This is a genomic window from Methanobrevibacter sp. (genome assembly GCF_017447225.1).
GTDB lineage: Archaea > Methanobacteriota > Methanobacteria > Methanobacteriales > Methanobacteriaceae > Methanocatella.
This window is the reverse complement of sequence record NZ_JAFSNZ010000114.1, coordinates 1-20,057: the sequence shown is the minus strand read 5'-3', so window position 1 is coordinate 20,057 and position 20,057 is coordinate 1. Positions and strand designations below refer to the sequence as shown.

The window sequence follows — 20,057 nt, the reverse complement described above, 5'->3', positions numbered from 1 at the left end:
TTAACACTTTTTTAAAAAAGATAAAAGGATTCAGATTCCTCTATCCTGCATCCTGTCTGCTTCCGTCAATGTTGACATTTCCAGACCTTTCATTGCTTCTCCAAGTCCTTTTGATACTTCAGCCAATACTTCTGGCTTGTTATAGTTAGCTGTTGCTTCAACTATTGCTTTTGCAAAGGCTTCGGGATTGTTTGATTTGAATATTCCTGATCCTACAAAAATACCGTCAGAACCTAATTGCATCATTAATGAAGCGTCAGCTGGTGTTGCAATACCTCCTGCTGCAAAGTTTACAACAGGTAATTTTCCAAGCTCAGCAGTTTGTTTTACAAGTTCAATCGGTGCTTCAATATTTCTTGCATATTTCCAAAGTTCCTCTTCTTCAAGTCCTTGGATGGTTCTGATTTCGCCCATCACCATTCTCATATGGCGGACAGCTTCCACAATATTTCCTGTTCCTGGTTCTCCTTTGGTACGTATCATTGCCGCTCCTTCATCAATTCTTCTCAATGCTTCTCCGAGATTACGTGCTCCGCATACGAATGGTATTGTGAATTCTTTCTTGTTAATGTGATACTCTTCATCTGCTGGTGTTAGCACTTCACTTTCATCAATCATGTCAACACCGAGTGTTTCCAGTATCTGTGCTTCTGCAATGTGGCCTATTCTTGCTTTTGCCATTACCGGAATGGATACTGCATCAACCACTTCTTCAACAATTGTTGGATCAGCCATTCTGGCTACTCCTCCTGCTGCACGAATGTCTGCAGGCACTTTTTCAAGAGCCATTACAGCTACTGCACCAGCATCTTCTGCGATTCTTGCCTGCTCAGCATTAACTACATCCATAATGACTCCGCCTTTTGTCATTTTGGCGAATCCTTCTTTTAATACATTTGTTCCTCTTTTTACCATGAACTGTTCTCCATCAAAATTATAACAATTGTTATTATTAGTTTTTATTCTTTATATAAATTAATACAAAATATTTCATGGCTTTATAGTATTGTATGTGAAATTGGCATTGATGAAAAATTAGTTCATTTTAAATTATATCAATCCAAATATAATATTAGTAATATTTTTCGGAGGCATTCAAATTAAAATTATATTTTTCGACACGGAAACTACCGGGCTTGATTGTAAAAATGAAAGGATTATTGAACTTGCAATGTTTACTTTGGAAGATGGTGTAATTACAGAAGAATACGATAAATTCATTAAAATCAACGAAGCTCTTCCACCTAAAATAACTCAAATTACAGGTATCACTGATGATATGCTTAACGATGAGGGAGTTTCTGAAGACATTATCGCTCAAGATTTAAAAGAACGGTTAACCAAGGACACATTGATGATTGCCCATAATACTCATTTTGATTTGTCATTCATTTACTACTTGTTAAAAAGGCATTTTCCCGGCGAAGCCGATGAAATCGTATCAAATCTTAACTGGTTAGACACTGTCACTGTTTTTAAGGACCGCAAAGGCTATCCTCACAAGTTAATTGATGCTGTTCATCATTATGGTATTGAGGAGGTTAATTTCCACAGGGCAATTGATGATACAAAGGCATTATATGAAGTTACCAAGGCATTGAAAAGTGAACGTGATGATTTATCAGAATACATTAATATATTTGGCTATAATCCGAAATATGGTGTCAATGGCATGAAATTTTCATTCATCGAGTATAAGGCACAGTATTATTCTAATTATTTAAGGCCTAGTGATGATATTTTGCCTAGAAAATAAGAGGAGGGAAGGAAGAATGGTGAGTTCTTCCTTACATATATTGGACTAACTGTTCTTCTGCGTTATTCGCAGGTTTTACTTTTTCAATAGCTTCTTTGAAATATTTGTTTGGAATTTCAGAAGCTTCCATGTTGTTTCTTAATGTGAGCATTGCTGCTTCACGACATACGGCTTCGATATCTGCTCCGACGTATCCGTCGGTACTTTTAGCTAATTTTTTGAGGTTTACATCTTTAGCTAATGGCATATTTTTAGTATGAACTTCAAAGATTGCAATTCTTGCTTCTTCTGATGGAGTGTCGACTTTAATGTGTCTGTCGAATCTTCCAGGCCTCATTAAACCAGGATCAATAATGTCTGGTCTGTTTGTTGCCGCAATGATTGCTACATCTTCAAGTTCTTCCAAACCGTCCATTTCGGTTAATAGCTGATTAACAACTCTTTTTGTCACACCACTGTCTGTATCGTTTCCGCTTCTTGTACTTGCAATGGAGTCGATTTCATCGAAAAAGATTACAGTTGGGGCGGTTTGTTTTGCTTTTCTAAATACTTCCCTTACTCCTTTTTCGGATTCACCTACCCATTTTGATAGTAGTTCAGGTCCTTTGATGGAAATGAAGTTTGCTTCACTTTCACTTGCCACTGCTTTTGCAAGTAATGTTTTACCGGTACCCGGAATTCCGTAGAGCAAGATTCCTTTTGGAGGTTTCACGCCTAATTTTTGGAAGTTTTCAGGATATTTTAAAGGCCATTCAACAGCTTCTTTTAATTCTTGTTTTGCTTCATCAAGTCCTCCGACATCATCCCATTTGATATCAGGCACCTGCACAAGAACTTCCCTAAGTGCTGAAGGTTGAATTTCTTTTAAGGCGGATTTGAAGTCATCTTTTGTTACAATGATTTTTTTGAGGACTTCTTCTGGGATTTCTTCATCACTTTTTATTTCAGGCAATATCCTTCTAACTACTCTCATTGCTGCTTCTTTACATAATGATTCTAAATCAGCTCCTACAAACCCGTGGGTTGTGCTGGCTAATTTTTTCAAATCAACGTCATCTTCTATCGGCATGTTCCTTGTGTGGATTTCAAGAACTTCCTGTCTTTCGTCAGCATCAGGAACGCCGATTTCTATTTCACGGTCAAACCTTCCAGGTCTTCTAAGAGCAGGATCAAGTGAATCCGGTCTGTTTGTAGCACCGATTACAACGACTTGGCCTCTTGATTTAAGACCATCCATTAAAGTCAACAATTGTGCTACGGTTCTTCTTTCAGTTTCACCATTGGTTTCTTCTCTTTTAGGAGCAATCGCATCTAGCTCATCAATAAATATGATTGATGGGGAGTTTGCTTCAGCTTCTTCGAAGTATTCTCTTAGGTTTTCTTCGGATCCTCCAACATATTTGCTCATGATTTCAGGCCCATTGATTAATATGAAGTGGGCATCACTTTCACTGGCTACAGCTTTAGCCAGTAATGTTTTACCGGTTCCTGGTGGACCGTGCATTAATACTCCTTTAGGTGGAGCAATTCCTAATTTTTCGAATAATTCTGGTCTTTTAAGAGGAATTTCAATCATTTCTCTTACTTTTTTAACTTCTTCTTTAAGACCGCCAATATCCTCATAGCTTACATCTACGAGATTGGTTACACCTTCGAGTTTGCTTACGTCAACCGGGGATTCATGGAGTTCCACTTCGGTGTTCTGTCCGACTACAGTGATTCCTCCAGGTTGGGTGGATAATACTGCAAATCTTATTTCTTTCATTGCAGGGGTAAAGTCCATTAAATCTTCAAATATGCTGTTAAATCCCATATTTGGTCTTGGAGCTCTGATTTGAGATCCAATAATATCTCCTTTCATCATTACTTTACCCATGAATAAACCGCGCACATCTCCCTGTACCCGGATGTTATCTTCAGTAGGTGCTAAAACCACTTTTTTAGCTTCAACAGCTTTCGCTTTTTTAATTATTACTTCACCGCCGATGGTAGCTCCTGAATTCTTACGGACTAATCCGTCAATTCTTATAACTCCAAGACCTATGTCGGTTTGTGAAGGAAGCACGATTGCGGCAGTTTTTTTAGCGCCGTTAATTTCAATAATGTCTCTTTCGTTTAATCCTAATTCGGCCATTACGTTTGGATCAACTCTTGCAATACCTTGACCAATTTCCCTTTGTGAGAGGGCTTCTGCAACTTTTAAAGTTTTTTCATTTTGAGTCATAGATATCATCTCCGTATAATTTGATTAGTATGATAAGAAATTTGGGTTACATTTTTCTGTAACCTTGTCATTTTAAGTTTGACAAATATACTGTATAAGTCTTACTATATAAAGGTTTCGGTTAAAAAAATTTTTTAAAACAATTTATAATTACTTTAATTTTGTTAATTTTTAATTAAAATAATGTTTTAATAATATAAATTTTTTTTATTTCTTTAATATTTAAATAATTAATTTATACTTTGTTATATTAGATTTTAAATTTTAATTACTTTTGATTACTTTAATATTTGTTCGATTAAAAACGAACATTATTTTAGGATTAATAAAAAAATAAGAAATCGGATTGATTATCTTATGACTCCACCAAATCCGGTCAAAACCTTTTTAACATTATTAATGGCCTCTTTTGACAATCCTTTAACGTCAAAAGTTAAGCTTTCGTATCCTTCGCTAATTTGTGGGCCTTTGTAAATGTCTGTTAATATTACTTCAGTAATGTCGGCCATATTCTCGATGGTTTCAACAATGATATTTGGCGTCACAGTATCCGGAAAGAGGCAACTGATTGATTCATGTTTCTGCTTGATGTTATCCAATTTCCATTGATAAAGCTCTTCTTCGTTTAAAACTTTAATATTGGCTATTCTTAATCGGGTTCCATTATCCAAAACAGCATATTTACCATCGACTTTTTCCAAAACGCCTATATGAACTTTACCGGAATAAATATGTTCAAGAGCTATTTCATGGCCGATCGATTCCGTCAATAAATTGAATTCATGGTTCAATGCATTGATTGCCTTGTCACTTCTACCCAAAGCATTCTGAATATCACCCATATTTTTCGTAGCTTCAATGGCCAGTTCAACGAACTTCTCGTCATCTTCAGCTTCAATGGCATCCCTAAGTTCAATGACCGCATCAGTAAAAGCGTTTCTGATTTTTGACCCGTTATTGTTCATTGACTGGATGTAGTATGTCAGATACGGGGTTTGTGAAACAATACGTGCAATCATATCAATCATCAGATTGTAAATAGGACTTTCATAATCTTCGGTTTCTGTAATGTCAACTTTAAGTTTCTCCATTGCTGAAGCAGTTGAAATAAATGAGAAATGGGTTAGAACCTGCACTACACTCATCATATAATCATGATGCTGCGCTGTAGTTTCAATTATCCGCATATTCTTTCCAGATAGATAATCATAAACCTTTTTATACCATTTGCCTTTTTTAGGGGCGGTCAGTACAATAACCTGATTGTCAAGTTCCGTTGTTCTCGGACCGAAAACCGGATGGGTCGGAATGTATTCGACATTGTCCGGCAGACATTCCTCCATTGTTTTTAGAGGCTCTTCTTTTACTGATGTGACATCAATCATCACGGAACCTTTTTTCATAAACGGTGCAACTTCACGAATAACTGACTGGGTGTGATGGATAGGAACTGAAATTATCAAAATATTGCTTATTGCTGCTAACTGTTTGTTTGATTCTATATAATTTACATTCAATTCTTCTGCAACTTTATATCCTTTTTCATGGTCTCTTGCACTAATGCTCACATCAAATTCGTCCCTAAAATAATAGACCAGGGTTTTTCCCAATCCGTCAGTTCCACCGATTATTCCAATTTTCATATTAATAACTTTAATAAACATTACATATAAAAATAATTAATACAATGAAAGTCATTAAACAAGATACAAAAGAAGGAATTGTCGAAGTCATTCCTGAAACATTGGATGATTTGTGGCATCTGTCACATATTGCAGAAGTGGGAGACAATGTTTCATCCAAAACGACCCGTCGTATTCAAGACAATACTGGAGATAAATTAAGAAGTGACAGGGGAGTTAAAAAGACATTTTACTTGGGAATTGATGTTGAAAGCATCAGTTTTCATTTATTCACCGGCAAATTAAGATTAACTGGCGTCATTACAAGAAGTCCTGAAGATCTGATTCCCCTAGGGTCTCATCACACTCTTGAAGTCAAGCTGAATACTCCGTTAACGATTAAAAAAGTTAAATGGCCAAAATGGGCATTGAAAAGACTGAAACAGGCCATTGATGCTTCTAAAAAATTATCCGCAATCATTGTTGTCATTGAGGATGACACTGCTACATTAGGCTTGATGAGACAATTCGGCATTGAATATTATGGTCCTATTAAAGGAAATATTTCTGGAAAACGTATTCTTGATAAAAATAGAAACAAAAATATCGTCAAGTTCTATGAAACAATCGTTGAATCCCTAAATAAATTCGATTCAATTCAGAATATTATAGTTGCAGGACCTGGATTCTATAAAAATGATTTCTATGATTACCTTAAGGATAAACATAAGGATTTGGCTTCAAAATCCATCATTGAAAACACCGGAACCGGAGGAAGAGTTGGAATTCATGAAGTTCTAAAAAAAGGCACAGTTGAAAAATTAACGGTAGAAAATAGGGTTGCCAGTGAAATGGTTGCTGTTGAAAACCTTTTGGAAGAGATTGCTAAGAACTCTTCAAAAGTTGCTTATGGTATAAAAGAAACAACCGAAGCCATTAATTTAGGTGCTGTTGATAAACTCCTGATATTGGATAAGATGGTAGCAACAAATAATTTAGGTCAACAAATGGACATGGTTGAGAATATGAAAGGTGATGTGATGGTTATTAGTTGTGAACATGATGGAGGAAAACAATTGGAAAGTTTAGGTGGCATTGCAGCTATTTTAAGATATGCCATATCATAGATTTTATATAGGATTATTATTATAACTTATAAGTGATAAATAAAATAGGTTAGTATTATGTACATGTCGATGGTTTTTGCATTTATCTATGTTTTCATCATTTGTCTTTTGGGAACAGCAGTTGTAGATGCATTATTTAGATTCTTGGGTAAAAGAGGATTGTTAGGTAACTTGTTTCCCAATGTAAGGGGAGGCATTCCTCGTGGTGTTGGAATTATTCCGTTTATCATCTTATCTTTTTATATGCTCCCGGGATATAATGATCTGGTTTTAATCATCGGTATTTTCGCATTCATTGATGACATATTCGGTAGAAGAAAATTCAGCTTTATGAATATTGAAATCGGCCAATTCTCCAGAGGAATTGGAATGCTTCTGGTCATGCTTGTAGGATTTATTCATGGATTCGGGCTGTCATCAATTGTCATAGCTTTCTTAATACAGCCATTGAATATTTCAGATATGCAGCCGGGATCATGCGCAATGGTAACTATGGTAATGTCAATTGTCACTGTAATATGTATGTTATTGGTTGGAACACTCCCAGTTGAAGAGCTTCCTGCAGTTTACACTCCTTTATTGATATTTGTAGTATGTTTGGCATACTGCCCATTGGATTTCGCAGGAAAAATCATGTTAGGGGAAGTTGGAAACCATACTTTTGCAGTAGCTTTGGGAATTGCATTCTATCTGACCGGCGGATTCTGGTGGACAATACTACTTACTATTTTCACAGTTTGTTTCACAGCATTTGTCAGAAGAAGCACACTAAAAGTCTTTTTCAGACAACGCCTAAGATTACTTGACCCAACATTCGGAGACTTCATTATGGACGTTTTAACCGGTGGAGGATTAGGTGACTTGCTGCGTAAATGGATTCTTAAAGACAAACAATATGAAGTTAAAAATGAACTTTTAATAGCATTAGGTTTTAGAAGATTGCTTTTTAATCCTCATGCAATTCACACTGATGCTATTATTCCTAAAGAACCTTCATCCCTTCGTCGTGGTGATTAGATGAAAGCATTGGTCGTCATCACAGGAAGAGGATTGGGTGGTGATGCAGTTATAGCATATAATGTCATTTCTGCTCTGGAAGAAAAAGGAATTCAATGTGAACTGGCTCTGGATGAATCCGCACCTGGAATTCTGTTTAAAAAGAAAGGATATTCCTGGCACAAAATTTCAATACCTCAGGCGGGAGGTCATGCGGCAACAAAACTGACTTCCATTAAAGCCGCTTTTAGAATGCTGACAGCTACTTTTAAAGTCAGAAAATTAATCAATAAACTCGATGTTGATTTTGTCGTCGGAATAATTGGTGGGGGAGCTATTGTAGCTAGTGTTGGAGCTAAACTATCAAGAAAGCCATGTGCCTGCTTATGCTGCACTCCATTGGATATGAAAGTGTCTCCTAGACTAAATCACTGTATCATTCTGCCCGAATACTATTTATTCAGAGAGAATAATCTTCCGGACAATTTATCTAAGGCATATTATCCATTAAGTGATGATGTTAATTCTGGAAATGGGGCTATTGCTCTTGAAAATCTTAAAAAAATCTCATTATTCGATGAAAATAAAAAGACAATTCTCTTTTCTTCAGGTTCATCTCTTTTTAAAGGTATGATTGAAACGGCAACAAATTTCTCCAATTTCACAGACGATTATAATCTGCTTTTGGTTGGCCATCCTATGCATGATGAATATATGGATTTGATTGATCAAAATAAAATAATTTATCTGGGCTTTATTGATTGGCTAAAACATCTTTATGACTTTATTGACTTGGCAGTTCTTACTGATGATGGAGTTATGGTTGAAGAGGTTACTGCATGTGAAATCCCTATTGTAACCGTAACCAAGATTAAATGGGGAAGATATCACAATATTGCAGGCATTTTTGAAGGAGCTATTCTGGAATCAAGCATTGAAGATGCAAATGAAACTATTTTAAAAGCATTTGAAAATTATGATTCACTTAAATCTAATTCTAATAAATATTCAAAAGAACTTTTAGCCACCAGGGATGAATTGGCTGAAAAAATAATAGATATTTGTGGTAAATAGATTATAACCACAAATTTTTAATGATTTTATAGTTTGTATCTGTAGACGGATGCACTTCAAGGAAATTTGAATATTCATCTAACGGAGAGTCTATTCTCATCAGATAAGATAAATACGCTACATCACTTGTTGATGATGGTGATATTGTGTTAATCTTTTTTATTCTGTTGTTTTCACTGTCAAATTCGATTTTTGCATATCCTGTATCTCCGGTCAGTATTTTCCAGAATGCACCAGGTCCTGCAATTCCCGGAATGGAAATTGTTTCAGTTTCCACATCGCCAATTTTTTCATTTTCCACGAAACTGACTTCGGTGTTTAAGCTTATGGTTTGAGGAACGCAGTCATAGCTTACCTTATTCAAGTAGCCGGCCATATTTCTTGCAGCACAAATGCCCTCCATTCTTGCTACTGGAGTCAGCTGCCAACCCCCTGTCACATCTCCTGCAGCATATACATTATCGCGTGAAGTTTTCATAAATTCATTGACTTTTATTGTGTTGTCGGCATTAAGGTCAACAAATCCTTCAGCAATTTCAGAATTCGGAACTCTTCCTGTTGCGAAAAATGGAATTCCTTCAAGTTCATCACCATCAGAGGTAATGATTCTGTTTTTTCCGCATTCTTCAATGCCTGTATTTTCTAGAATGTTAACATCAGGCATGATATGTTTCAACACATACTCTTTCGTGTCGCTGTCTATTTCTTTTAAAAATTTGCTTCTGACAATAACGTTAACTTCACTGCCTAATGTTGAGAAGATATTAGCTATTTCACAGGCAATGATTCCTCCTCCGATAATATTTAATTTATCCGGTATTTCATCAAGCTTTAGGATGTCCTTATTTGTCAGGCCGTATTCGCTTCCTTTCACATCAGGAATATGTGGTCTTGCGCCTGTAGCTATTAACAGATTATCGTATTCGAAGCTTTCGCCGTTAACTTTTACAATGTTGTCATTAATTTCAGCTTCTCCATAGATAACATTATTTCCAACACTTTCATTTTCTATCTGATTCAATTTACGAAGTTTTTCCTGAGTTTCTATTATTTTTTCAGTTATCTTTTCGTAACTGATATCAATTTGGCTTTTAATGAAACCGTAGCTGTTAAATCTTTTGTTTGAATCGATAAATTTTGAAATGTCGCTTAATGCGCAAATGACCATACAGCCTTCGTTTAAACAAGTTCCTGCAATATGGTTCTTTTCAATTAAAATTACGTCTTGCCCTAGTTTTCCAAGTTCATAAGAGCCTAATCTGCCTGCCGGGCCGGATCCTATTACAATATTTGTCATCTCATCACCATTTTAGATAATTTTATATAATGATTAATAATATATTTTAAGTATTAATTAATTTAATTATTGGAGATGAAAAATATGTGTATTGCAGCACCAGCACAAATTGTTAAAATTGACAGAGAAGCTAATGTACTATACGCTGATTTTGGTGGAGCAAGACAACAGGCTAAAATGGATTTGCTTCCTGATGTTGAAATTGGTGAATATGTTTTAATCCATGCAGGTTATGCTATTGAAAAATTAAGTGAAGAAGCTGCTAAAGAATCTTTAGAAGCTTGGGAAGAATTATTGGAAGTTCTTGAAGAAGAAGATAGAGAAATGGAAAAAGCTAGAATGGAAGCAGGATTAGATTAGTATATTGATACTCTATTTATTCCTTCTATTTTCATAAGCTCATTAATCAGTTCACCATCAATAGGATTTTCAGTTATTAATGTAAGAAGAGGATATTCCTGCATAGTGCTGTCTTCTGCATAAGCTTGTCTTATGTTTATTCCTTTTTTTGAAATAATATGTGTTATTGTAGCAAGCATTCCTTCGTTTTCGGAGTTTACCTCTATTTCAATAACTCCAAGATTGATTTTTTTTGCAATATTTTTAAGTAATGTTCCCGCAGGGATAATGTTGCTGAATAAGTCAAATAATTCGGGATCATTTTGAATTACTTCAATCGTTGATTTTATGGCTCTTCTGTCAACATCTGCAGCTGTAGCAAGTGCTTTATCACTTATTTTTAAATTACCGCAGTATATTTTTCCATCTTCATGTAAAGATAAGCCTAGTTCAATCATTTTCTCTGCAACGCGTATTCTAGCAGGATATTTTTTAAATTTTTCATGAATTTTTTCCCACATTTTATCCCTCATTACACTTTTTTGTACATTTAAGTTATGTTATGTTGAATATAGTATTTAAAAATTTGGAAAATGACTGTTCAAAATTGAACCTAATAAAATTTTGATAAAATAATCATGTAAGAAAAAATCATTAAAAAAGAGTTTAGTAAAAGTAGGCTAGATGGGATTCGAACCCATGACCTCCCGGTTATCAGCCGAGCGCGCTAACCAAGCTGTGCCACTAGCCTATATACAACAAATATATTTTTAGTTATCATCACTATATAAGTGTTTTGGTTTTAAGGCATTTTTGCCTGAAAAATTAAAAATTAAAAGTTAATTGTTTTAATTAACTTAATTAGTAATGGTATTGGGTGTGGTGTTATGAATTGGATTTATCTGTTAATCATTTCATTGATGGATTCTGCCATAGCATGTCCTTCAACGACAATGATTGCTTTAGATACTCCTTCAACTTTTTCAGCTTGAGTTTTAGCATCTGCAGCGATACGAGCAACACTCATACAACCTGGGTTGGTTGGTTTAATAATAATTTTTGCTTCATCACCGTCAACACTAATATCTTGGACAATTCCCATTTCAACGATACTTACGCCCATGTGAGGGTCATTAATTACAGAAACTGCATCTCTTATTGAATTAACTAATTCTTCTGACATTTAATAGTCACCTCATAAATCATTATAAATTTGTATAACACTTATTATATTTCTATAACATATTTAAAGATTATTGTTTTTCAAAAATTATTTTACACGGTGCTTGATTTTAACACCAATTCCATTTGAACATTCTTCCATTTCACGACCAGTTAAAATAGCTTTTCCAACTCCAACAACCTCATCGTCCTTTACAACAACAACCTCGTCGTTAGGGATGATATTGTGGCTAGCTTTGTTAATGCCTGGTGCGAAAACAGTATTGGTTTCCAGATTGAAATCGATATTCACCACATTAATACCCAAATCCTTCAATATTTCTCCACCAGCAAGATTCAAACGGTAAAGTCCATAATCTTTATTTAAAAGAGCAATTTGGGTTCCATCAACAATAATCTGTTTATGGTATCTTCCTTTTGTTTTCACATTATCCGGAATGAAGTCTTTTGCTTTCGGACCAAACTGATAAATGGCAATTGATCTAAGTTCATTTAAAACCTTATCCCGTCTGTTTATTTTTTTATGGTTTTTAAGTTCCATTCGTAAGTTATAGATTGAATCCGGTGAAGTGGGTTTACCGTTTTTGCAGGTTAATGTAAAATCATCCAAAAATGCTTCACATGATTCCAAATATCCTCCGGCAAGATGTGCAATAACATTTTTGCCTTCACAATACTTTTCGATTAGCCTGCCGGTTTCCCTAATTTCATCCTGTGACCATGTTCCTGTTGTGCTGACATCGTAAGATTGTATCGGGAAAGTATTTTCAAGTTCTCTTGGACAGATTCCGAATGGTGAAGTCACAATAAGTTCCTGAAATGATCTGGTAACTTTTCTGAATGCCTGGTGGGATTTGGAATTTGAATAAGGTTTTTTCATACTGCACGGAAGCAGAACAACACTGTCTCCAACAGGTTTCATCCACTCCATTCTCTGTCTCCATCTAACCGCTTCAGGCCTATACAAAGACTCTTCACTTGAACATATTACTTTCATAACTAATCATCCTTAAAAGCTTGTATCAATTCTTCATCAAGTTTAATTAAACGTTTAATATTATCTTGAGGGTTTTCCATTCGGGATTCCCATTTTTTTATAACATAATCAACATCAACTTCTTTTGTTCCGCTAATCAGATTATCTGCATGAGCAACAATTTTCTCTTCCAGACTTTGTGGAACATAAGATTTTTCAAAAAGACCTAATGCACGAGATTCCTCTTTGGTAATTCCCGCACCGATATGTCTTTCAATGATATTTAAAACATCCTGGGAATAGCCATAATCACGTGCAATCTCACACCCAACAACTGCATGTGTGATATCATGCGTTTTTGATCTTCCGATATCATGCAATAAAGCACCAGTCTTAATCAGCTCTTTGTCAGCTTTAGGGAAATTTTCAGCTATTTTTGATGCCTTTTTGCAAACTGCTATTGAGTGGTCAATAACATTTTGTGGTGTTTTTTCTTTTTTAAGAATTTCAATTTCTTCCATCTGTATCATTGCTTGTTGATTGCATCTTCAAATTTCTTGAAATTCTTTTTGTCGATGGTTATTCTTCTTTTCAATAGGCTTTTCTCTTTTTTAGCATCATATGGTTCCAACTCATAATCACATACCGGACAGTAGAATTCATATTCGGAAGACTCAGTATAATCTCCTTTGAAGTGTTCCTGGTCCATACAGCAAACAAAGTAAAGATTATTTTCTAAATTATTTAATGCTTCCTGTCTTTCGTTTAATCTGTTTGTATAAAAATCAGTAATCTTTTCGACATATTCTTCTTTGTCAAATTTCCAGGTATATGTGAACCATTGAGTTTCAGGGTCTTTATTTCTTTTGTAGGTAGCTATTGAAGCATCATGCAATTTGTATAATAATTTTCTGACAGTATTTAGTTTAATGTCTGTTTTTTCATGAATTGCTTCATCAGTTTCAATTCCATCAATTAATGCTTGGATGATTGCTTTAACATTTTTTAAATCATCCGTATCTACAATTCCTTCTAAAAAATCGTTAACAATTGGATTATTTATCATCTAATTACCCCTAAAACTATAATATAAGTAATTTGTTTTTTCTATTATAAAAAGTTAGTTGATTTTTCTGATGATTACTGCAGGGGTATGGGTTATGCTGTCGAGAGCCTCAATTGTCACTTCGCTTTCAGAAGTTCCTAAAACCTTTTTCACACTGTGAATGGTTTTCATTTCAGTTGACAGGGACTTCTGATAATCTTCTGCAATGTTTGCTATTTTCAGGCCTTCCTCAACACTTATCTTTTCGCTGCATCCGAGCGGTGTTGATCCCATATTTTCGCTCAACTGGCCTTTAACATAACCGAAAAATCCCATGTCCGCCTTGATTCCGTCAATGGCTATTGGAAGTCCTGTGAAATATTTTCCGTTTTTCATATATGTCGCATCGGTATCAATTATCATGACACAGACATCCTTTCCGATATCTTCTTTAATTTCACATGCAACCTTTTCAGGGTCTTCAGGCAAAAGTGAAACGCATGTTCCTGGAGCATTACTTAAATCAATTCCTGCTTCTGATGCAGGTTTAAGTGCATGTTTTAGACCATATAACTGCAGAACCACTTCTTTATGCGCTTTAGTTTCTTCGGGTAATCTTCTTAAATTTTTTATGGTTCTTTTTTTGATTTTAAGTAAAGGTCCCAATATGTATCCCCAAAGGTATTTGCTCCAAACGGTTGTCAGGAATTTGGCTGTAAGTGATGGGGTGTATTCTGCCTCATCAACCAGTCTTCCCTGTGAAACGGATATTGGAGTTTCCGCTATCACCAGATAATCTCCATTTTCCATCAGTTCACGTGCAGGATTTATTATGGAGCTTAAATCTTCATTCGGTTTTATGTATCCTGTTTCAATTGGAATTACAATGTAATCTCCATTGATTACATGTTTTATATTTTCATCAATCATGCTATCTTAAATATTATATATTGCATAATGTTATTTAAAAGGTGAGTTGAATGAAAATAACATACTTTGAAAAACAGGGCGAAGATTACACAGACGAATTGATAGCTGCCGTAAAAGAAAGGCTGGATGAATCTGATGATATTGATACTATTGTCATTGCTTCTTCAACCGGTAAATCCGCATTGAAATTATATGATGCAGTCAACGGGGATGCAGAAATAGTTAATGTAACCCATCATTCAGGATTCAAGGAAGAAAATACATTAGACATCAGCGATGAAATGCTGGATGCTCTTGAGGAAAAAGGCATTTCCACATTTATTGGTTCCCATGCGTTCAGCGGTGCAAACCGTGGCGTAACAAATAAATATGGGGGGTATGCTCCACTGGACATTGTTGCAGATACGCTTCGTATGATTTCCCATGGTGTTAAGGTTGCATGTGAAATATCAATAATGGCTGCTGATGCAGGGTTAATACCTGTAGGTGAAGAAATCATAGCTATTGGTGGCAGAGGTTCTGGAGTGGATACTGCAGTAATATTAACGCCAGTCAATGCAAAAGACCTGTTCGATTTAAAAATACATGAAATAATTGCAATGCCAAGAGATTAAATTCTCAAATATTTCATTTTTTTAACACTATTTTTTAATTTTTTTCAATAATATAGTTGCATTTAAATATTAGTTTAAACAGAAATATTTAACAATTATTTTTAAGAACGTATGTGGGGTTAGTTCGTGAAATTTATAGATGATGCAATCAAAGAATCTGAAGAAAGAATGGAAAAAGTAGATTCCAAAAAAACTATTACATCCGATATTGACGATGATTTAATCGGGTTTATCCAAAAAACTAATATTTTTGTTGTTGGTGCCGGTGGTGCCGGAAACAACACAATTTCAAGATTATCTGAAATTGGTATTGAAGGTGCAGACACAATCACAGTCAATACTGATGCTCAAGACTTATATTACAGTCAATCCGATAAAAAAATTCTCTTAGGTAGAAAAACTTCCGGCGGTTTAGGTGCAGGAGGAGATCCAAGCATTGGTGAAGAATGTGCTGAAGAAACCGAAGATGAAATAAGAGAATCTCTTGAAGGCGCAGATATGGTATTTGTTACCTGCGGTCTTGGTGGAGGAACCGGTACTGGTTCTGCCCCTATTGTAGCAAAAATCGCTAAAAAATTAGGTGCATTGACTGTGGCTGTTGTTACAATGCCATTCTCAGCTGAAGGCATTAGAAGAAGAAATAATGCTGATGAAGGTTTAGAAAAACTCAAAGAAGCAGCTGATACCGTGATTATTATTCCTAATGACAAATTATTGGAAGTTGCTCCAAATCTCCCATTGACTAAAGCATTTTTAGTTTCTGATGAAATTTTAGGAAGAGCTGTCAAAGGAATCACTGAATTAATTACAAAACCAGGTATTGTAAGTTTGGACTTCGCAGATATTAAAAGTATCATGGAATGCTCTGGTATGGCAATGATTGGTATGGGTGAATCCGACTCTGGAGACAGAGCATTGGAATCTGTACATGAAGCTTTAAGCAGTCCTTTACTTGATATTGATATTTCAAATGCTACTGGTGCTTTAATTAACATTTCCAGTGGTGAAGATTTAACATTACATGAATCTGAAAAAATCGTGCAAGTTGTTGCTGACAAATTAGATCCTGAAGCTAATATTATTTGGGGTGCTCAACTTGATCCTTCATTACAAAGCACTGTCAGAACAACCATTGTTGTTTCAGGCATTGAATCCGGTGATGGAGTATCTAATGCTGATTTCGACGATGCTGATGATGAATCTGCTGGCGAAGCTCAAAGCACTACTGATCAGTTAGATGATTTTATTGATGGTATTTTCTAAATCCATCATATAAATTTTTTATATTTTTTGGATTTATAGAAAACTTTATTAATTAATAAATTCAAAATAATTACATTATTATTTTGTTATAATTTACTAAATTTTTTATTTTGGGTATTTAAATGAATGTACAAGAACGTTTTGATAGATTTGTTAAAGACAGTAAAAGGGTATTAAAAGTTTCAAGAAAACCAGATAGAAATGAATACTTTGATTTAGCTAAAATTACCGCATTAGGTGTTTTAATCATCGGTGTTATTGGTTTTGTTATAGTTTTAGTTGGTCAATTGATTGGTTTATAAAACCTTTTTTTATTTTTTTCAATCTTGATCCCAAATTAATTATGATAAAATTTTAATTTTATTTTCAAAATATCGTTTTTTTGAAAACTATATATACTATAATATATAGATATATTCATATTATAGAAATCTATTTTACAAGATTATTTTATCTTGTTACATTGTTTTTATAATAACTTTTAACTTAATATATGATTTTATTAACAATAAGAATATTGAAATAGGTGAATTTTTCATGGAAGATACTAATAGTTCCATATATGCTCTAAAAACCTCTGTAGGTCAGGAAAGAAATGTTGCTAGACTTTTAGCACGTAAAGCTAAAATGCCTGGTGTAGGTATTTCTTCAATTCTTGTCCCGGAATCTTTAAAAGGGTATATTTTAGTTGAATCTGATACAAAAATAGATTTAAGAAATCCTAACTTAAAAGTACAACATTTAAGAGGTGTTGTTGAAGGTAAGGGTGGAATTACCTTTGAAGAAGCAAAAAGATTCTTGAAACCAGAACCTATTATTTCCTCAATTCAAAAAGGAAGTATTGTCGAACTTATTTCTGGTCCATTTAAAGGTGAAAGAGCTAAAGTGGTTCGTATTGATGAATCACGTGAAGAAGTTGTTCTTGAGTTAATAGAAGCAGCAGTTCCGATTCCGGTAACTGTTAAAGCTGATCAAATAAGAATAATTCAAAAGGAGGCTGACTGATGGCTAAAGATACAGTCGAAGTTCTTATCGAAGGTGGAAGCGCTACTCCTGGACCTCCATTAGGCCCAGCTTTAGGACCTTTCGGTATTAACATGATGCAAGTAGTTGACGAAATTAATAAAAAAAGTGCTGACTTTGCAGGTATGAAAGTACCTATTAAAGTTACCATTGATAGGGATACAAAAGATTTCGAAATTGAAATCGGTACTCCACCAACTACAGCTTTAATCATGCAAGAATTAGGCATCGAAAAAGCTTCTCACGAACCAGGTTTAGATATTATCAATGACTTACCAATTGAAACCGCTTTAAAAATCGCTAGAATGAAATTCGATTCATTACTCTCTAACGATTACAAAGCAGGTGTGAAAGAAGTTATGGGAACCTGTGTAAGTATGGGATTATCTGTAGATGGTAAAGACCCAAGAGAAGCACAAAAAGATGTAGATGCTGGTAAATATGATGATATCTTATTAGAATAGATATCAGTTAATAAAATTTAAGTTAATATGTAAACAGTGTATATGATGTTATGATTTACGAATTATAATTGATATACTGTTTTTAATTCATGCAATCGTGAAGAATTTTTTCTTGTAATCGATTCTCATGAAACCAAAATAGCCAATGAACAGAAAATGTTCATGGGGGACGAATATGACACAAGATATAGTTAATGCGGTGAAGGAGGCAAAAGAACAATCAAAGCCGAGAAACTTCACAGAGTCAGTAGATATTATTATTAATATCCGTGACTTAGATGTCAAAAGGCCAGAAAATAGGTTTAATGAGGAAGTTACTCTTCCTAACGGCCGTGGCAAAGAGGTAAAAATCGGAGTCATAGCTGATGGGGAACTCATTGTTCAAGCTAAAGATGCAGGCCTCGATCTTGTAATCAACAAAACAGATTTAGAAGAGTTAGGAAAAGATAGGAAAGCAGCTAAAAAAGCAGCAAACTCTGTCGATTTCTTCATAGCTCAAGCTGATATGATGCCACTTGTTGGTAGGTTCCTAGGTCCAATTCTTGGTCCTCGTAACAAAATGCCAAAACCTGTGCCAGCTAGTATCAAACTTGACCCTCTTTTAGAAAGATTACAAAGTACTGTCAAAGTTGGTGTAAAACAACAACCAAGTATTCAAATTGTTGTCGGAAGCCAAGACATGTCCGAGGAAGACATAGCTGAAAATGTGGAAACTGTTCTTACAGTCTTAGACCGCAATTTAGAAAAAGGAAGAAGTCAAATAAAATCCATGTTTATTAAAACAACTATGGGTCCAACTGTGAGGGTGATCTAATGGCTCATGTTGCTGAATGGAAAAAAGAAGAAGTTATTGAGCTCAAAGGTATCATAGACCAATATGATGTTGTTGGTATTGTCGATTTATTAAACATTCCAGCAAAACAGCTCCAAGAAATGAGAAAAAACCTCAAAGGTAAAGCTGTTATCAGAATGTCTAAGAAAAACCTTATTGATTTAGCTCTTGAAGATTGTAATGCTAGTAAAAACAACATTGTTGATTTGTCTGGACATATGGATGGTCAAATTGCACTTATTGCTACTGAAATGAATCCTTTCAAATTGTACAAAATATTGGAAGACAGCAAAACTTCTGCTCCTGCTAAACCGGGAACCATTGCTCCTGAAGATATTGTTGTACCGGCTGGTGATACAGGATTTGAACCAGGTCCTTTCTTAGGTGAATTACAGCAAGTTGGAATTCCTGCAAAAATCGAAAAAGGTAAAATTGTAGTTCAAAAAGATACTGTTGTTGTCGAAGCAGGCGAAGAAGTATCTAAAAGTGTTGCAGCTACCTTATCAAGAATGGATATTAATCCAATGGAAGTAGGAATTGATTTAAAAGCAGTATACGAAGATGAAGCAATTTATACTTCAGAAGTACTTGCAATCGATGAGGAACAAACTTTAGCAGATGTTCAAAGTGCTTTCGCTAAAGCGTTTAATTTATCTGTTAATGCAGCTATACCTACTGATGAAACTATTTCCACAATCATTACTCTCGCATACACCAGAGCAATTAATGTTGGTGTAGAAGCAGCAATATTAACTTCAGAAACTTCAGAACCAATTATCGGACTCGCACAAGCTAAAATGTTAGCTATTGCATCAGCTGTCGCTGATAAAGAAGGTGCAATCGATGACGAATTGGCTGAAAAATTATCTAGTGTTGCTGTAGCAGCAGCTCCAGTAGCAGAAGAAGCTGAAGAAGAGGAAGTAGAAGAAGAGGAAGAAGAGGAAGAAGCATCCGAAGAAACAGCAATGGCTGGATTAGGAGCTCTCTTTGGTTAAAATTTAATTTAAAATTTTTTAAGATACAAACAATTATTTAAATAAACTAATGGTGATAACATGGAATATATATATGCGGCAATGATTTTGCACAGTGCAGAAAAAGATATTAACGAAGAAAATGTTAAAAGTATTATTGAAGCAGCAGGAATTGAAGCTGACGATGCTAGAATCAAAGCTTTAATCGCAGCTTTAGAAGATGTTGACATCGACGAAGCTATGGAAACTACTGCTATGGCAGCAGCAGCTCCTGCAGCAGCTGCACCAGCAGCAGCTGAAGCTGAAGAAGAAGAGGAAG

Annotated in this window: 23 protein-coding genes and 1 tRNA gene; 13 read left to right on the top strand and 11 right to left on the bottom strand. The window is 35.0% G+C overall.

Features of this window, described 5'->3' with window-relative positions:
* Window positions 1–30: 30 nt before the first annotated feature.
* On the bottom strand, window positions 31–915 hold the full coding sequence (gene pdxS / locus IJQ68_RS10710) for a pyridoxal 5'-phosphate synthase lyase subunit PdxS (RefSeq protein ID WP_292800424.1): 885 nt from the start codon (window positions 913–915) through the stop codon (window positions 31–33).
* Between the two features lie 127 nt (window positions 916–1,042).
* Here pdxS and IJQ68_RS10705 point away from each other — a divergent pair, with 127 nt between their 5' ends.
* Complete coding sequence (locus IJQ68_RS10705) at window positions 1,043–1,756, top strand: 3'-5' exonuclease (protein ID WP_342765148.1); 714 nt, start codon at window positions 1,043–1,045, stop codon at window positions 1,754–1,756.
* A gap of 31 nt (window positions 1,757–1,787) precedes the next feature.
* On the opposite strand, the gene IJQ68_RS10700 is transcribed toward IJQ68_RS10705, so the two are convergent.
* Window positions 1,788–3,980, bottom strand: a complete 2,193-nt coding sequence (locus IJQ68_RS10700; RefSeq protein WP_292800421.1) for a CDC48 family AAA ATPase — start codon at window positions 3,978–3,980, stop codon at window positions 1,788–1,790.
* A gap of 350 nt (window positions 3,981–4,330) precedes the next feature.
* Window positions 4,331–5,623 carry a prephenate dehydrogenase gene (locus tag IJQ68_RS10695; RefSeq protein ID WP_292800418.1) on the bottom strand — a complete coding sequence of 431 codons (1,293 nt, stop codon included), beginning with the start codon at window positions 5,621–5,623 and terminating at the stop codon, window positions 4,331–4,333.
* A 44-nt stretch (window positions 5,624–5,667) separates the two neighbouring features.
* Here IJQ68_RS10695 and IJQ68_RS10690 point away from each other — a divergent pair, with 44 nt between their 5' ends.
* From IJQ68_RS10690 to IJQ68_RS10680, 3 genes are read left to right on the top strand one after another with little or no spacing between them, the layout of a single operon-like run.
* The gene (locus IJQ68_RS10690) at window positions 5,668–6,729 is read left to right on the top strand and encodes an mRNA surveillance protein pelota (RefSeq protein WP_292800415.1); all 1,062 of its coding nucleotides are present in this window, start codon (window positions 5,668–5,670) and stop codon (window positions 6,727–6,729) included.
* Between the two features lie 57 nt (window positions 6,730–6,786).
* Window positions 6,787–7,746, top strand: coding sequence for a cell wall biosynthesis protein (locus IJQ68_RS10685; protein ID WP_292800412.1), 960 nt, complete (start codon window positions 6,787–6,789; stop codon window positions 7,744–7,746).
* Window positions 7,747–8,799 carry a glycosyltransferase gene (locus IJQ68_RS10680; RefSeq protein ID WP_292800409.1) on the top strand — a complete coding sequence of 351 codons (1,053 nt, stop codon included), beginning with the start codon at window positions 7,747–7,749 and terminating at the stop codon, window positions 8,797–8,799.
* A gap of 1 nt (window position 8,800) precedes the next feature.
* Here IJQ68_RS10680 and IJQ68_RS10675 read toward each other — a convergent pair whose 3' ends face one another.
* Window positions 8,801–10,096, bottom strand: coding sequence for an NAD(P)/FAD-dependent oxidoreductase (locus IJQ68_RS10675; protein WP_292800406.1), 1,296 nt, complete (start codon window positions 10,094–10,096; stop codon window positions 8,801–8,803).
* Between the two features lie 84 nt (window positions 10,097–10,180).
* Between IJQ68_RS10675 and IJQ68_RS10670 the strand changes: the two genes are divergently transcribed.
* A complete protein-coding gene (locus IJQ68_RS10670) occupies window positions 10,181–10,456 on the top strand; it encodes a HypC/HybG/HupF family hydrogenase formation chaperone (protein WP_292800404.1) in 276 nt (91 codons plus the stop codon).
* Here the strand turns inward: IJQ68_RS10670 and IJQ68_RS10665 are convergent.
* The 7 genes from IJQ68_RS10665 to IJQ68_RS10635 form a co-directional block, all read right to left on the bottom strand.
* Window positions 10,453–10,968: an amino acid-binding protein gene (locus IJQ68_RS10665; protein WP_292800402.1), complete on the bottom strand. Its 516-nt coding sequence runs from the start codon at window positions 10,966–10,968 to the stop codon at window positions 10,453–10,455. The genes IJQ68_RS10670 and IJQ68_RS10665 overlap by 4 nt on opposite strands.
* 143 nt (window positions 10,969–11,111) lie before the next feature.
* Window positions 11,112–11,186, bottom strand: a tRNA-Ile gene (locus IJQ68_RS10660).
* Window positions 11,187–11,333: 147 nt separating this feature from the next.
* On the bottom strand, window positions 11,334–11,618 hold the full coding sequence (locus tag IJQ68_RS10655) for an iron-sulfur cluster assembly protein (protein WP_292800400.1): 285 nt from the start codon (window positions 11,616–11,618) through the stop codon (window positions 11,334–11,336).
* A gap of 87 nt (window positions 11,619–11,705) precedes the next feature.
* Window positions 11,706–12,614, bottom strand: coding sequence for a DUF5591 domain-containing protein (locus tag IJQ68_RS10650; RefSeq protein ID WP_292800397.1), 909 nt, complete (start codon window positions 12,612–12,614; stop codon window positions 11,706–11,708).
* A 2-nt stretch (window positions 12,615–12,616) separates the two neighbouring features.
* A complete protein-coding gene (locus IJQ68_RS10645) occupies window positions 12,617–13,114 on the bottom strand; it encodes a TIGR00295 family protein (RefSeq protein ID WP_292800393.1) in 498 nt (165 codons plus the stop codon).
* 5 nt (window positions 13,115–13,119) lie between these two features.
* Entirely contained in the window at window positions 13,120–13,659 is a 540-nt protein-coding gene (locus IJQ68_RS10640; RefSeq protein ID WP_292800391.1) for a transcription factor, read from the bottom strand.
* 54 nt (window positions 13,660–13,713) lie between these two features.
* Entirely contained in the window at window positions 13,714–14,568 is an 855-nt protein-coding gene (locus tag IJQ68_RS10635; RefSeq protein ID WP_292800388.1) for a coenzyme F420-0:L-glutamate ligase, read from the bottom strand.
* A 50-nt stretch (window positions 14,569–14,618) separates the two neighbouring features.
* Between IJQ68_RS10635 and IJQ68_RS10630 the strand changes: the two genes are divergently transcribed.
* From IJQ68_RS10630 to rpl12p, 8 genes are all read left to right on the top strand, one after another.
* Complete coding sequence (locus IJQ68_RS10630; protein WP_292800385.1) at window positions 14,619–15,182, top strand: pyruvate kinase alpha/beta domain-containing protein; 564 nt, start codon at window positions 14,619–14,621, stop codon at window positions 15,180–15,182.
* Between the two features lie 126 nt (window positions 15,183–15,308).
* Entirely contained in the window at window positions 15,309–16,445 is a 1,137-nt protein-coding gene (gene ftsZ / locus IJQ68_RS10625) for a cell division protein FtsZ (RefSeq protein ID WP_292800382.1), read from the top strand.
* A gap of 122 nt (window positions 16,446–16,567) precedes the next feature.
* Window positions 16,568–16,747, top strand: coding sequence for a protein translocase SEC61 complex subunit gamma (locus IJQ68_RS10620; RefSeq protein WP_292800379.1), 180 nt, complete (start codon window positions 16,568–16,570; stop codon window positions 16,745–16,747).
* Between the two features lie 235 nt (window positions 16,748–16,982).
* On the top strand, window positions 16,983–17,450 hold the full coding sequence (locus IJQ68_RS10615; protein WP_292800376.1) for a transcription elongation factor Spt5: 468 nt from the start codon (window positions 16,983–16,985) through the stop codon (window positions 17,448–17,450).
* The gene (locus IJQ68_RS10610; RefSeq protein ID WP_292800373.1) at window positions 17,450–17,932 is read left to right on the top strand and encodes a 50S ribosomal protein L11; all 483 of its coding nucleotides are present in this window, start codon (window positions 17,450–17,452) and stop codon (window positions 17,930–17,932) included. The genes IJQ68_RS10615 and IJQ68_RS10610 overlap by 1 nt, the downstream gene beginning before the upstream one ends.
* A gap of 175 nt (window positions 17,933–18,107) precedes the next feature.
* Window positions 18,108–18,746, top strand: coding sequence for a 50S ribosomal protein L1 (locus IJQ68_RS10605; protein WP_292800371.1), 639 nt, complete (start codon window positions 18,108–18,110; stop codon window positions 18,744–18,746).
* Complete coding sequence (locus IJQ68_RS10600) at window positions 18,746–19,759, top strand: 50S ribosomal protein L10 (RefSeq protein WP_292800369.1); 1,014 nt, start codon at window positions 18,746–18,748, stop codon at window positions 19,757–19,759. The genes IJQ68_RS10605 and IJQ68_RS10600 overlap by 1 nt, the downstream gene beginning before the upstream one ends.
* A gap of 60 nt (window positions 19,760–19,819) precedes the next feature.
* The coding region (gene rpl12p, locus IJQ68_RS10595; protein ID WP_292800366.1) for a 50S ribosomal protein P1 at window positions 19,820–20,057 on the top strand (238 nt) is incomplete at its 3' end.

What these genes read in the sequence shown, in the direction of transcription:
- IJQ68_RS10675 (WP_292800406.1), bottom strand. Translation starts at nt 10,096, where the DNA reads ATGACAAATATTGTAATAGGATCCGGCCCGGCAGGCAGATTAGGCTCT.
- IJQ68_RS10650 (WP_292800397.1), bottom strand. Translation starts at nt 12,614, where the DNA reads ATGAAAGTAATATGTTCAAGTGAAGAGTCTTTGTATAGGCCTGAAGCG.
- IJQ68_RS10685 (WP_292800412.1), top strand. Translation starts at nt 6,787, where the DNA reads ATGTACATGTCGATGGTTTTTGCATTTATCTATGTTTTCATCATTTGT.
- IJQ68_RS10700 (WP_292800421.1), bottom strand. Translation starts at nt 3,980, where the DNA reads ATGACTCAAAATGAAAAAACTTTAAAAGTTGCAGAAGCCCTCTCACAA.
- IJQ68_RS10630 (WP_292800385.1), top strand. Translation starts at nt 14,619, where the DNA reads ATGAAAATAACATACTTTGAAAAACAGGGCGAAGATTACACAGACGAA.
- IJQ68_RS10670 (WP_292800404.1), top strand. Translation starts at nt 10,181, where the DNA reads ATGTGTATTGCAGCACCAGCACAAATTGTTAAAATTGACAGAGAAGCT.
- IJQ68_RS10665 (WP_292800402.1), bottom strand. Translation starts at nt 10,968, where the DNA reads ATGAGGGATAAAATGTGGGAAAAAATTCATGAAAAATTTAAAAAATAT.
- IJQ68_RS10635 (WP_292800388.1), bottom strand. Translation starts at nt 14,568, where the DNA reads ATGATTGATGAAAATATAAAACATGTAATCAATGGAGATTACATTGTA.
- IJQ68_RS10680 (WP_292800409.1), top strand. Translation starts at nt 7,747, where the DNA reads ATGAAAGCATTGGTCGTCATCACAGGAAGAGGATTGGGTGGTGATGCA.
- IJQ68_RS10610 (WP_292800373.1), top strand. Translation starts at nt 17,450, where the DNA reads ATGGCTAAAGATACAGTCGAAGTTCTTATCGAAGGTGGAAGCGCTACT.
- IJQ68_RS10690 (WP_292800415.1), top strand. Translation starts at nt 5,668, where the DNA reads ATGAAAGTCATTAAACAAGATACAAAAGAAGGAATTGTCGAAGTCATT.
- IJQ68_RS10645 (WP_292800393.1), bottom strand. Translation starts at nt 13,114, where the DNA reads ATGGAAGAAATTGAAATTCTTAAAAAAGAAAAAACACCACAAAATGTT.
- IJQ68_RS10600 (WP_292800369.1), top strand. Translation starts at nt 18,746, where the DNA reads ATGGCTCATGTTGCTGAATGGAAAAAAGAAGAAGTTATTGAGCTCAAA.
- IJQ68_RS10695 (WP_292800418.1), bottom strand. Translation starts at nt 5,623, where the DNA reads ATGAAAATTGGAATAATCGGTGGAACTGACGGATTGGGAAAAACCCTG.
- IJQ68_RS10615 (WP_292800376.1), top strand. Translation starts at nt 16,983, where the DNA reads ATGGAAGATACTAATAGTTCCATATATGCTCTAAAAACCTCTGTAGGT.
- IJQ68_RS10640 (WP_292800391.1), bottom strand. Translation starts at nt 13,659, where the DNA reads ATGATAAATAATCCAATTGTTAACGATTTTTTAGAAGGAATTGTAGAT.
- pdxS (WP_292800424.1), bottom strand. Translation starts at nt 915, where the DNA reads ATGGTAAAAAGAGGAACAAATGTATTAAAAGAAGGATTCGCCAAAATG.
- IJQ68_RS10655 (WP_292800400.1), bottom strand. Translation starts at nt 11,618, where the DNA reads ATGTCAGAAGAATTAGTTAATTCAATAAGAGATGCAGTTTCTGTAATT.
- IJQ68_RS10620 (WP_292800379.1), top strand. Translation starts at nt 16,568, where the DNA reads ATGAATGTACAAGAACGTTTTGATAGATTTGTTAAAGACAGTAAAAGG.
- IJQ68_RS10605 (WP_292800371.1), top strand. Translation starts at nt 18,108, where the DNA reads ATGACACAAGATATAGTTAATGCGGTGAAGGAGGCAAAAGAACAATCA.